This is a genomic window from Pseudomonas brassicacearum, from assembly GCF_003732175.1.
Lineage (GTDB): Bacteria > Pseudomonadota > Gammaproteobacteria > Pseudomonadales > Pseudomonadaceae > Aquipseudomonas > Aquipseudomonas brassicacearum_G.
In genome coordinates this window covers 65,058-78,405 of the sequence record NZ_MOBI01000039.1, presented here as the reverse complement: position 1 = coordinate 78,405, position 13,348 = coordinate 65,058, and the positions used below count along the sequence as shown (strand labels likewise).

Here is a 13,348-nt window from a genome sequence, read left to right as displayed (position 1 = left end):
GCTATGAGAGAGTTTTACCGGACACTAGTGACGCAGAGCGTGGGAACGATCAGTGCTTTCGTAAGCCCCACAGCGCATCTATCGAATCTTGTGGTCTTTTAGAGCCCCTGCTGCAACGCCGGGTCATCCGGATTCATCTGCTCAAGCTGTGCCAGCAGCACCTGAACATTCTGCAGCTGGCCGCTTTCCTTCCAGTAGTTGATCAGCGTTACCCGCGCCTTGCGATCGGCCGGGTGACGCTGAACGATTTCTTGAAGCTGCTTTTGCGCGGCTTCGAGTTCTTCCTGGCCATGCAAGGTGGTTGCCAGGTCGTAGCGGTATTCCCTGTTGTCGGGCGCAAGCTCTACCGCTTTTGAAAGGCCGAGCAAGGCCAGCTCATTTTGTCCGTGATGCAGCAACCACAACCCTAAAGCATGCTGCAGGTAGGCGGAGTCAGGTTGGGCCTGCAACTGTCTGGCGAGCATTTGTTGGGCGGCATCGACCTGACCCTGCTTATCCAGCACCTCGATCTGCATCACCAGCGCGGGCAAGTTGCCCGGATCCAGGCGCAAGGTCTGATCGAGCGCCTGTTGTGCTGCTTTCACTTCAGCGTTGTGCAGGTGCAGGCGAGCCAGTTGGTATTGGGTCTCGGCGCTTTCAGGCTGACTTTTCAACGAGTGTTCGTATTCATCGATGACCTGCTGCAAAGGGCCGAAGTACAACCCCAGATCATCCGGCGAAAGCCCCAACAACGCGTTCGCGGTGGCAAAACGCACGGCTTGCTCATGGTCGTCGAGCAATGGCCCGAGCAACAAGCTGCGTTGGCCGTTGGGCACCAGCCCGACGATGCTTTTGATCGCCGCCTGGCGAACCTCGACCACAGGGTTTTGCAGGTCCGCGTCTGCCAGTTTCAGTGCCTGCGGGCTAGGGTAATTCGGCAGTTCGGCATGCAACAGGACACGGCGCGTATCCGACAAGTCCGGACGTGCCAGCTGCTGATAGAGCACTCGCGCCGCACCGGGTTGGCCGTTACGGGCCTTTTCCATGGCGTCGTGATAGCCCTGCTTGATCGCAGGGGGCACCTGGGGCGTCGTACTGCGCAGAGAAAACCAGGCAATGCCGACGGTAAACAGGACAAGCAGGCTGATGTACAGGTAGCGGCGAGGCATGGGCATGCAGGAATCCGGAATCTGACAGTGTTTGCAAGGCTGCCAGCATCGGTCAGCTGGCGCTGCGAGTCAAACCCGGGACGTGGTTAAACGCATGCTTGATGGGCTTAAGTCGAGCTGAAACCTCTCACGTCTCGTCAGCTTGCTGACAGCGCGTCCAGAGGCCGTGGCCAAGGATTACTTTTGTTGCAGGACGCTGTTCAAGCAGCGTCGAGGCGAGGTATTGCGGTCCCTCACGGACTATGTACGTCAACGTACAGACTTATCCCCATGAAGATGAGCAATCTGGTGTCCGTCAGTTGGCCGGATGCTCTCTGAGTGACAGCCAGCAAACCCGCTTTTCCATGGGTCCGAGGAGATAGTCATGAGCTTGGGCACAATTGTGGTAATCATCCTCATTCTGCTACTGATCGGCGCTTTCCCGAGTTGGCCGCATAGCAGGAATTGGGGATACGCACCCACCAGTGGGTTGGGTATTGTGCTGGTCATCGTCATCGTGCTGCTCTTGATGGGACGGCTTTGACTGACAGGGGCCTGGCAGGACTGGACAGCGCAGCGGTATCGATGCGTTCGATCCTGCGCCGGGCGTTTGGGCTGCGCTCTGCGTCACCACCGTGGAGTGACCACGCGCCAGTACGTGAGGCGCTTTTCGGTATTGAGCGGCTTGAGCAACATGCCGCGAGCCTGGCCGTCGCCCAGCGGGTAACGCCCAGGCCACCCGCCGTACTGTCCTTACATGTGCGCCTTGACGACAATGCTGCGATCCTGCTCGCCGCCTACCGGGCGAGCGCCGCGGAGCTCGAGAGCGGCCAGAGCGTGGTGCCCGCCGCCGAATGGCTGCTGGACAACTACCATATCGTCGAGGAGCAGATCCGGGAGATCCGGGATGATCTGCCACCCGGCTACTACCGCCAGTTGCCGAAGCTTGCCGAGGGACCGTTCGCCGGCTACCCGCGGGTCTTCGGCCTGGCCTGGGCTTTCGTCGCGCATACCGACAGCCATCTCGACCTCGAAATGCTGCGATGTTTCATCGACGCCTACCAGCGGGTCCAGCCGCTGACCATCGGCGAGTTGTGGGCTGTGGCGATCACCCTGCGTATTGTCCTGATCGAGAACCTGCGCCGACTCGCCGAGCAGATCAACGACGGCCGTGTGGCCCGCGCGGACGCCGACGAGCTGGCCGATCGTTTACTCGAACCCGCCAGCGCCCTTGCGGCGCTGGCGGATATCGCCGCGCGCCCGCTGGGGCCGTTGCCCGAGCTGTTCGCCGCCCACCTCGCCAAACGCCTGCGCGATCAGGATCCGCGTACGACCCCGGCACTGGGCTGGCTGGACGAACGCCTGCAAGAACAGGGCGTTAGCATCGAGGACGTCGTGCAGCATGCCCAGCAACGCCAGGGCGCCTCGAATGTCACAGTACGCAACATCATCACCAGCATGCGGCTGATTTCCGATACTGACTGGGCCAAGCTGTTTGAAAGCGTCAGCCTGGTCGATGCGCGCTTGCGTGCAGGCAGTGCGTTTGCCCTCATGGACTTCCCGACGCGCAACTTGTATCGCAGCGCCATCGAGCAACTGGCGCGAGGCTCGGCGCTCTCGGAACTGGAGGTCGCCGACCGGGCCCTGGAGGCCTCCCTCCTGGCCGAGAGCGCGGAGCAGGGCGAGGAGTGGGGCGGGCGGGCGAGCGATCCTGGTTACCACCTGATCGCCGAGGGACGCCCGGCGCTGGAGCGGGCCATGGGCTTTCGCGCGCCCCTGCGCCTACGCATCAGCCGCTTCAACATTCGCCTGGGCATCGGCGGCTATGTTGGCGGCATTTTCTTGCTGACCGCGCTGCTGCTGGCACTAATGGCTTGGGCCTTGGCGGTGCCGTCCGTGGCTGTTGGCTGGATCCTGTTGTTCCTGCTGTCGATGTTCGTGCCGGTCACCGAGGTGGCCACGGCGCTGGTCAATCGCGTGATCACCTGGAGTTTCGGCGCCATCACCCTGCCGGGGCTGGAGTTGTCCGCCGGCGTGCCGCCGGCGCTACGTACGCTGATCGCAGTGCCGACGCTGTTGACCAGCGAAGCCGACCTGTTGGAGCAGATCGAGCGGCTGGAGGTCCACCATCTGGCGGGCATCGGCGGTGATCTGGCCTTTGCCCTGCTGGCCGATGGCGTCGATGCGCAGCAGGAGGAGCTCGATAGCGATGAGCACCTGCTGACGGTGGCTGCCGAGGCGATCGGACAGCTGAATCGCCGCTATGGGCCCGGGCCCGGCGGCCAGCGCTTCTTCTTGCTTTGTCGGCGACGCTTGTTCAATGCCAGCGAGCAGTGCTGGATGGGCTGGGAACGCAAGCGCGGCAAACTGCACGAGCTAAACCGTTTGTTGCGTGGGGGCGGCGAGACGAGTTTCATGCCCATCGCCGGCGAGGCACCGCACGTGCCGTCCGGGGTGCGCTACGTGATCACCCTTGACGCCGATACCCGTCTTCCGCGAGAGGCCGCGCTACGGCTGATTGGCAAGATGGCCCACCCGTTGAACCACCCACGTTTCGACGCCGCGCTGAAGCGCATCGTCAGCGGCTACGCGATCCTCCAGCCACGGGTCACGCCCTCTCTGCCGCTGGGCGGCAAGGGTTCCTTTTACCAGCGGGTGTTCTCCGGTCCAGGCGGCATGGATCCCTACGCGGCGGCGGTTTCGGATGTTTACCAGGACCTCTTCGGCGAAGGCTCCTACACCGGTAAGGGTATCTATGATGTGGATGCCTTCGAAGCCGCGCTCGGTGGCCGGGTCGGCGACAACCGGCTGCTCAGTCATGATCTGTTCGAGGGCATCTTCGCCCGCGCCGGCCTGGCTTCGGATGTCGAAGTGGTCGAGGAGTCCCCGGCGCGCTTCGATGTCACCGCCAAGCGTCTGTACCGCTGGACGCGCGGCGATTGGCAATTGCTGCCGTGGGTGTTCGGACACTGGACGGGGCCCCAGGCGGTACCGCTGGTTGGTCGCTGCAAGATGTTCGATAACCTGCGTCGCTCGTTGTTCGCGCCCTTCGCCCTGGCCAGTCTGGTGTTCTGCTGGTGGCTGCCGTTGCCCCTGGCGCTGCTCGCTACACTGTTCGTGCTGGCGACTCTGATGATCCCGGCCCTGCTGCCGAGCGTCTGCTCCCTGCTGCCGCAGCGACGCGGCATCCGTCTGCGGAACCACTTCGGTATGCTCGGTGCCGACCTGCGCCGCGCGATTCTGCAGATTGTGCTCTCGCTGGCCTTTTTGGCGGACCTTGCATGGCGCATGGGTGATGCTATCGGACGCACCTTGATGCGGGTGTTCTCCAGCCACGATCACCTGCTCGAATGGACCACCGCCGCGCAGACCTCCAGCTGCCCATTGCCAGACCTGAGCGGCAGCTACCGACAGATGGCCGGTGGCACCGTGCTGGCGCTGCTGATGAGCGCCGCCGGGCTGGCCTTAGTGCCGAGTTCCTGGCCGCTGGTCGGGCCACTGGCATTGCTCTGGCTGGCGGCGCCAGCGCTGGCTCTGCTCAGCAGCCGGCCATCGAAGGTCGCCCGCCAGCGCACGGCTTCGCCGCTGGACGCGCATGCCTTGCGCCTGACCGCTCGACACACTTGGCGCTTCTTCGAAACCTTCGTCACAGCGGAGGATAACCTGCTGCCGCCGGACAATTTCCAGGAACAGCCCAAACCGGTGCTCGCACACCGCACCTCGCCGACCAATATCGGGCTCTACCTGCTCTCGGCAGTCGCTGCCCGCGACTTTGGCTGGGCCGGCAGCATGGAGACGCTTGAACGCCTGGAAGCGACTATGGCAACCCTGGAGAAGCTGCCGCGCTACCGTGGGCATTTTTTCAACTGGTATGCGACCCGCGACCTGCGCGCCCTGGATCCAGCCTATGTGTCGTCGGTCGATAGCGGCAACTTCGCCGGGCACCTGATCGTGCTCGCCAACGCCTGCGAGGAGTGGCGGGAAAGCCCGTTGGCGGCGCAGGAGGCCTGCCGCGGCCTGATGGACGACCTGTGGCTGGTCCAGGAGGCCATCGCCAGGCTGTCGGGCGCGGGGGGCGAGCCGCTGCGGCAACTGCGCGAAGACCTGGAGGACGTCCGCGTCTATTTGGCGGGGCTGCAAGCGTTCGACGGACGGCTGCCGAATCTGAAGCGGCTGACCGAGAAGGCCGTCAAGGTGGCCGTCAGGGTCGCTCCGGTCGGCGAGGGCGATGACCTGCTGTTCTGGGTCGAAGCGCTGCGCAAGGCAGTGGCCGAACACCTGCGCGACCGCACGTTGCCGGATGAGGCGCGGTCGACACTGGCGCAGCGCTTGCAGACCCTCGCCGATACAGCCCGGGCGATGGCCGGGGCAATGGACTTCGGCTTCCTGCTCGACCCCGAACGCAAGCTGCTGTCGATCGGCTACTCCCAGGCCGACAATCGCCTTGATCCGAACTGCTATGACTTGCTCGCCTCGGAAGCACGACTGGCCAGCCTGTTCGCCATTGCCAAGGGGGATGCCCCGACTCGTCACTGGTTCCGCCTCGGGCGCACCGCAACGCCGGTTCCCGGCGGCTCAGCGCTGATATCCTGGTCCGGTTCGATGTTTGAATACCTGATGCCGTCGCTGGTGATGCGTGCGCCGGCTGGCAGTCTGCTGGAGCAGAGCAATCGCCTGGTGGTGGCGTTGCAGGAATCCTACGGCCGTTCGTTGGGCATCCCCTGGGGGATCTCGGAGTCCGCCTACAACGCCCGCGACCTGGAATTCACCTATCAGTACTCCAACTTCGGCGTGCCCGGGCTTGGCCTCAAGCGCGGGCTGTCCGAGAATGTGGTGATCGCGCCCTATGCAACCGGCCTGGCGGCGATGATCGATCCGCAGGCGGCGCGCCGCAATTACGAGCGGCTGGCCGGGATGGGCGCGCAGGGCCGCTATGGCTTCTACGAGGCTCTGGACTTCACCCGCTCACGGCTTCCGGATGACGAGAGTGTGGCGATCGTTCGCTGCTTTATGGCCCACCATCAGGGCATGACTATCGTCGCCATCGCCAATACCTTGCACGATGGCAGGATGCGCTGTCGCTTCCACCGCGAACCGATGATCCAGGCCTGCGATCTGCTGCTGCAGGAGCGCGTGCCACGGGACGTAGTGCTGGCGCATCCACGGGCCGAAGAGGTGACGGTTTCCGCGACCGAGGGCCGTAGCGAAACACCGACCCAGCGGCGCATCACTGCGGGAGGCGGCGCGCCGATCACCCATCTGCTTTCCAACGGCCGCTACGCACTGATGCTCACCTCGGCAGGCGGCGGTTACAGTCGTTGGGGCGATATCGACGTGACGCGCTGGCGTGAAGACGCCACCTGCGATGACTGGGGCAGCTTCATCTTCCTGCGTGACACCCAGAGCGGGGAAGCCTGGTCGGCGACGCTGCAGCCTAGCGGCCGCGACGTGGAAAACGGCGAGGTGCTGTTTAAAGAGGATCAGGCCGAGTTCATCCATCGCCAAGGCTCGCTGGTGACCAGCCTGGAAGTGCTGGTGTCCGGCGAGGACGACGGCGAAGTGCGACGAGTTTCGCTGATCAACAACGGGCGCCGGCCACGCGACATCGAGCTGACCTCCTATGCCGAAGTGGTCCTGGCGACCCGGGTCGCTGACAGCGCGCATCCGGTTTTCTCGCGAATGTTCGTGCAGACCGAATACCTCGCCGAATTCACGGCACTGGTCGCCACTCGGCGTCCGCGAGGACCGGAGGAAACGCCAATATGGGCGGCGCACTTCGTGGTGGTGGAAGGCGAGCTGATCGCTGACACGCAGTACGAGTCCGACCGCGTGCGTTTCCTTGGCCGCAACCGTAGTGTGCGCGAGGCGCTGGCGATCACCGGGCATCGAGCGCTGTCGAACAGCCAGGGGACGGTGCTCGACCCGATCTTTTCCTTGCGTCAACGCCTGCGGGTTGGACCCGGTAAAGTAGCGCGGGTAGCCTTCTGGACGGTGATCGCAAGCTCGCGGGAGGCATTACTGGATCTGATCGACAAGCACCATGAACGCAATGCCTTCGAGCGCGCCAAGACCCTGGCCTGGACTCAGGCCCAGGTGCAGTTGCGCGACCTTGGCATCAACTCCGAGGAGGCGGCGGACTTCCAGCGCCTGGCCGCGCCGATTCTCTATGCCGATCCACGTTTTCGCGCGTCGGCACCCGCCATCATACGGGGGGCGGGGTGCCAGTCGGGGCTGTGGCCGTTAGGGATTTCTGGTGACCTGCCGATGGTCCTGTTGCGCATCGACGAGGTCGAGGACCTCGCCCAGGTCCGTCAGCTTCTGCGTGCCCGTGAATACTGGCGGATGAAGGGCCTGCACGTCGACCTGATCATCCTCAACGAACGGGCGTCGTCCTATGTGCAAGACCTGCAGGAGGCGATAGAAACTGCAGTGCGCAGCACTCAGTCTCGTCTGCACTTTGGCGAGGAGCGCCTGCGCGGTGCGGTCTACACATTGCGAGCCGACCTGATGACCGTTGAAACACGGGCGTTGTTGCAAGCCGTGGCGCGAGTCGAGGTGATCGCCCATCGTGGTTCCATTGCAGACCAGCTCGCGCGCCTGCCAATGCCTGCGCCGCGCAACTGGATTGCCGCCCGCCAGCCTCCATCAATGCCGGTGTGGCCGTTGCCGCAAGCACCGGTCGGGGATGACGGCCTGGAGTTCTTCAATGGCCTGGGAGGCTTTGATTGCAATGGGCGGGAATACCTGATCACGCTTGAGCGCGACCAGACGACGCCCGCGCCGTGGATCAATGTGATCGCCAACCCGGCGTTCGGCTTCCAGGTAGCGGCGCATGGCAGTGGCTACACCTGGGCCGAGAACAGCCGTGAGAACCAACTCACCCCCTGGTCCAATGACCCTGTCGTCGACCCGGCGGGCGAGGCGCTGTATATCCGTGACGAGGACAGTCACCAGCTTTGGAGCCCCACCGCGCAGCCGATCCGCGACGACGGCGTCTACCGCGCGGCGCACGGCTTCGGCTACAGCCGCTTCAACCATGTGGCGTACGGTATTCAGACACAATTGCTGCAGTATGTGCCTCTCGACGAGCCCTTGAAAATTTCCCGACTGACCCTGCGCAATCTGTCCGGGCGGCCACGTCGACTGTCGGTGACGGCCTATGTGGAATGGGTGCTTGGCACTTCGCGCGGGACCACCGGGCCGTTCATCCGAACGGAGATCGACGCCGCCAGTGGCATGCTGCTGGCGCACAACCCATGGAGTATCGCTTTCCCGGGACGGGTGGCATTCGCGGATCTCGGCGGCCGGCAAAGCGCCTGGACCGCCGACCGCCGCGAATTCCTCGGTCGCCATGGCGGGCCGGCGGCTCCCCAGGCGTTGCTTGGTAGAGCATCGCTCTCCGGGGCCTGCGGTGCCGGTCTGGACCCGTGCGCGGTGCTGCAGTGCGTCGTCGAGCTGGCCCCCGGCGAGTCTGTCGAGGTGCTGGCCTTGCTGGGGCAGGCCGAGTCGACCGACACTGCCCGGGAGCTGGTTCTGCGTTACCGCGAGCGTGACCTGGACGAGGTACTTGCAGCGGTCAAACGGCACTGGGACGAGGTGCTCGGTGCAGTCCAGGTACGCACGCCGGACCGTGCCCTGGATATCCTGCTCAACGGCTGGCTGCTCTACCAGACCCTGGCCTGCCGCATCTGGGCTCGTTCGGCGTTCTATCAGGCCAGCGGTGCCTATGGCTTCCGCGACCAGTTGCAAGACTGCATGGCACTGGCATTCGCGCGTCCGGCGCAAACCCGGTGTCATCTGCTGCGTGCTGCCGCCCGGCAGTTTGTCGAGGGCGATGTGCAGCACTGGTGGTTACCGCAGTCGGGGCAGGGGGTCCGTACGCGAATTTCCGATGATCGTGTCTGGCTGGCCTTCGCCTGCGCCAACTATGTCACGTCCTCCGGGGATGCCGGGGTGCTGGACGAGAGCGTACCGTTCATAGAAGGGCGGCACTTGCACCCCAGCGAAAGCGACGCGTTCTTCCAGCCGATGCCCGCGGACGAGTCGGCTTCGCTCTTCGAACATTGCGCCCGTGGTCTCGACCAGTGTCTGGCACTGACCGGTGTCCACGGCTTGCCGCTGATCGGCAGCGGCGACTGGAACGACGGAATGAACCGGGTCGGCGCGGGCGGGCAGGGCGAGAGTGTCTGGCTCGGTTGGTTGCTATTGAGCACCCTGGAAAGTTTTGCGCCCTTGGCCGATGGCCGCGATGATCAGCGTGCCGGGCGGTGGCGGGCGCATGCGGAGGTGTTGCGCGAAGCGTTGGAGCGTGAGGCCTGGGATGGCGACTGGTATCGCCGGGCGACGTTTGACGATGGCACCTGGCTCGGCTCGGCGGCGTGCGAGGAATGTCGGATCGACTCCATCGCGCAGTCCTGGGCGGTACTCTCAGGTGGCGCCGATCCCGCCCGGGCCAGGCTGGCGATGGCCTCGCTGGAGCGTCTGCTGATTCGTCGCAAGGACGGCGTGGCGCTGCTGTTCACGCCACCGTTCGCGCACACGCCGCTTGACCCGGGCTATATCAAAGGCTACCCACCAGGCCTGCGCGAGAATGGCGGGCAGTACAGCCATGCGGCGATGTGGACGATTCTGGCGTTGACCCGACTCGAGGAGGGTGACAAGGCCGTCGAGCTGTTCGCGCTGCTCAACCCGATCAACCATGCGCGTACGCCAGAGCAGGTCGAGCGCTACAAGGTCGAACCTTATGTGATCGCCGCGGATGTCTATTCCGTTGCGCCGCATATCGGCCGGGGTGGCTGGACCTGGTACACCGGCTCGGCCGGCTGGATGTACCGCGCCGGCGTGGAGGGGATTCTGGGGTTGCGCCGCGAGGGAGCGTTCCTCGTTGTCGATCCCTGCATCCCGCGTCACTGGCCGGGTTTCGAAGCCCACCTGATGCTGGACGGCAGCGACTACACGATCAGTCTGAAGTCGGCCGGACGACGTTGCCGGGGCCTCGAGCAGGTGCTGCTCGATGGGGTACTGCAGACCTGCGAGCAAGGGGCCGTTCGCGTGCCGCTGGACGGATGCGCGCATCGCCTGGAGCTTGTTCTCTGATGGGTACGCTGGCGCACAGAACGACGTTGCCGATGCGTTCAATCTGGAGTTGTCCAGAAGGTCCCGGATCACAATAGGAGAATCGTCATGCTACAAACAATCGTGGTCATCCTGATCGTCCTGTGGTTACTTGGGCTGGTAACGTCGTACAGCCTGGGCGGCTTCATTCATGTCCTGTTGGTCGTGGCGCTGATTTTGCTGGCGGTCAGTTTCTTTCAGGGTAGGCGCTCGTAAACCTCTTCGGTCATCGACATGCCGATGAACAGGGTTGAGCGCCGCTCGCGGACACTACAGTCCACACTCGCCGATGAAGCGCTTTTCGATCGCCTGCAGCGTGCCGCCTTCGGTTATTTCCTGCAAACATTGAATCCGCTTAACGGACTGGTGGCCGACACCTCGCGTCCCGGTTCGCCCGTCAGTATCGCGGTAGTCGGATTCGCCCTGTCAGTGTATCCGCTGGCCGTAGATCGGGGCTGGCTGACACGGGCCGATGCGCTGCGGTTCAGCCTCGCTGCGCTGCGTTTCTTCCAGGCCAGCGATCAAAGCGCTAGCCCTGCGGCGACAGGGTATAAAGGGTTTTATTATCACTTCCTTGATATCCATACGGGTGTGCGGGTTTGGCGCTCGGAACTGTCGATGATCGACACCGCTTTGCTGATCGCCGGCGTGTTGACGGCAAGCCTGTATTTTTGCGCGGATACGGCCGACGAGAACGAGCTGCGGGGCCTGGCCGACTTTCTTTATCGACGCATCGACTGGCGCTGGGCACAGGACAGCGGTGAGACGATCAGGCAGGGTTGGAAACCCGAATGCGGGTTCCTGCATTACGGCTGGGAGGGCTACAGCGAGGCCATCCTGCTGTATGTGCTGGCGCTCGGCTCGCCAAGCTGTGCGATCGTGGGCGACTGCTACCGGGCATGGACCTCCACCTATCAGTGGGAAAACCTCTACGACCATGACTATCTCTATGCCGGGCCGCTGTTTATCCACCATTTCTCCCATGCATGGATAGATTTTCGCGGCATCCACGATGGTTTCATGCGTGAGAAGTGCTCGGACTACTTCCAGAACAGCCGGCGCGCCGCTTACATCCAGCGTGAGTACGCGCGGCGTAACCCGCATGAGTTCGCCGGCTACGCTGAAAACTGCTGGGGCCTGTCCGCTTGCGATGGGCCGAGCGACGAGCAGCCGCAGTTGTCCAATGAGCCGCGGCGGTTGTTCGGTTATGCCGCTCGTGGCGTACCGTACGGGCCGGATGACGGCACACTGTGTGCCCCCTCGGTGCTGGCGTCGTTGCCGTTTGCGCCGGAAATTGTCCTCGACGCGGTGCGGCATATGATGGAACGCTACCCGGAAATGTGCACCGAAGGGCGCTTTTCCAGCAGCTTCAATCCGAGCCTCGCCGATGCCAACGGGCGCGCCTGGGTGTCCCCAGGGCACTACGGGCTCGATCAGGGCATCGTACTGATGATGATCGAGAACCATCGTAGCCAACGGATTTGGGAGCTGATGCGCGCCTGCCCCTACATCCGCGACGGTTTGCAGCGCGCCGGATTCCACGGCGGCTGGTTGCAGCAACCGCCATTTGCGGGAGCAGGCTGATGGCGCAAGACTACGATGGGTCGATCACCACGCCGCAGGATGCTTATGAGCGTCAGCGCATGGCCAGTGTGCATCCGCCACGCTGGGTCAATCCGCACGCTGCCGAGCGCTACCACCTGGTGATAGTCGGTGCGGGGCCTGCGGGGCTGGGCGCCGCGAAAACCGCCGTAGCGCTCGGCGCCAGGGTGGCGCTGATTGAATGCAGGTTTATCGGCGGCGATTGTCTGAACAATGGTTGTGTACCGTCGAAGGTGATTATCCGGACGGCGCAATTGTATGCCGAAATGCGCGATGCCCGGCACTATGGCGCGCAAGTGCCGGGCGACATTCAGGTCGACTTCGCTGCCGCGATGGCGCGCGTACGGCGTATCCGCAGTCACCTCAGCGGCGGCGATTCGGCGGCACGATTGAGCGCAATTGGCGTGGATATGTTCTTCGGCGAAGTGCGCTTCACGGGGGCTGACTCGCTGACGGTCGATGGGCAGACCCTGCGCTTTCGCAAGGCCTTGATCGCGACTGGCGCGGCCCCGAACATCCCGCTGATTCCCGGTCTCGCGCAAGCCGGTTACCTGACCAATGAAAACGTTTTCGATCTGACCGAGTTGCCGCGCCGCCTGCTGGTGATTGGTGGTGGCCCCCTTGGCTGTGAATTGGCCCAGGCCTTCTCCCGGCTTGGCGCACAAACCACCATCGTGCAAGACATGCCGCTGTTCCTCGGCAACGAGGAACGGGACGCCGCGCAACTGCTCTCGGATGCCTTCGCTCGCGACGGCATCGAGGTCCGTCTGAACACCCAGGTCGTTGCTGTGCGCGTAGAGGGTGGGCAGAAACTGGTCGACCTGGTCAGCGACGATTACCGCAGTACGGTTGCCGTCGATGCGATCCTCGCCGGCATCGGCCTCTCGCCGAATGTCCAGGGCCTGAACCTGGAAGCCGCGGGTGTCGACTACGACGCCAGTGAGGGAATCCGTGTCGATGACTTCCTGCGCACCAGCAACCCGCTTATCTACGCTGCCGGGGATGTCTGCCTTGAGCACAAGTACACCCATACCGCCCTGGCTTCAGCCCGCATTGTCGTGCAGAACGCCCTGCTGCGCGGCCGCGAGCGGATGAGCCGGCTAGTAATCCCCTGGTGTACCTATACCGATCCGGAAATTGCTCACGTCGGTTTGTATGTGCGTGAGGCCAACCGTCAGGACATTCCAGTGAAAACCTTCACCATTCCCATGCATCAGGTCGATCGTGCGGTGACTGACAGCGAGGAGGAGGGTTTCGTGAAAATCCACGTCAGGGAGCGCACGGATCAGATTCTCGGTGCCACCATCGTCGCTCGCCATGCCGGCGACATGATTAATGAAATCACCCTGGCCATGGTGGCGGGTGTCGGCTTGCGCACATTGGCCCTGGTGATCCACGCCTATCCCACGCAGGCGGAGGCGATCCGCAAGGCCGCCGATGCCTACAATCGCACCCGCTTGCCTCCACGAGTCAGGTCACGCTTGGCGCGCTGGATGGAGCGCTGA

6 protein-coding genes are annotated in these 13,348 nt (G+C 63.7%); 5 read left to right on the top strand and 1 reads right to left on the bottom strand.

The window, feature by feature from the left end; translation table 11 throughout:
• Positions 1–98 precede the first annotated feature (98 nt).
• Entirely contained in the window at positions 99–1,154 is a 1,056-nt protein-coding gene (locus BK658_RS28745; RefSeq protein WP_123585262.1) for a tetratricopeptide repeat protein, read from the bottom strand.
• A 358-nt stretch (positions 1,155–1,512) separates the two neighbouring features.
• Here BK658_RS28745 and BK658_RS28740 point away from each other — a divergent pair, with 358 nt between their 5' ends.
• The 5 genes from BK658_RS28740 to BK658_RS28720 all read left to right on the top strand — a co-directional run bounded on the left by BK658_RS28740 (position 1,513) and on the right by BK658_RS28720 (position 13,348).
• Positions 1,513–1,671: a DUF3309 family protein gene (locus tag BK658_RS28740; RefSeq protein ID WP_123585261.1), complete on the top strand. Its 159-nt coding sequence runs from the start codon at positions 1,513–1,515 to the stop codon at positions 1,669–1,671.
• Entirely contained in the window at positions 1,668–10,223 is an 8,556-nt protein-coding gene (locus BK658_RS28735; RefSeq protein WP_259740161.1) for a glycoside hydrolase family 94 protein, read from the top strand. The genes BK658_RS28740 and BK658_RS28735 overlap by 4 nt, the downstream gene beginning before the upstream one ends.
• A gap of 87 nt (positions 10,224–10,310) precedes the next feature.
• Positions 10,311–10,457 (top strand): lmo0937 family membrane protein, encoded by a 147-nt coding sequence (locus BK658_RS28730; protein WP_123585259.1) that lies wholly within the window; start codon positions 10,311–10,313, stop codon positions 10,455–10,457.
• Positions 10,458–10,481: 24 nt separating this feature from the next.
• A complete protein-coding gene (locus BK658_RS28725) occupies positions 10,482–11,825 on the top strand; it encodes a glucoamylase family protein (protein ID WP_221178626.1) in 1,344 nt (447 codons plus the stop codon).
• A complete protein-coding gene (locus tag BK658_RS28720; protein WP_123585257.1) occupies positions 11,825–13,348 on the top strand; it encodes a mercuric reductase in 1,524 nt (507 codons plus the stop codon). Before BK658_RS28725 ends, BK658_RS28720 begins: the two co-directional genes overlap by 1 nt.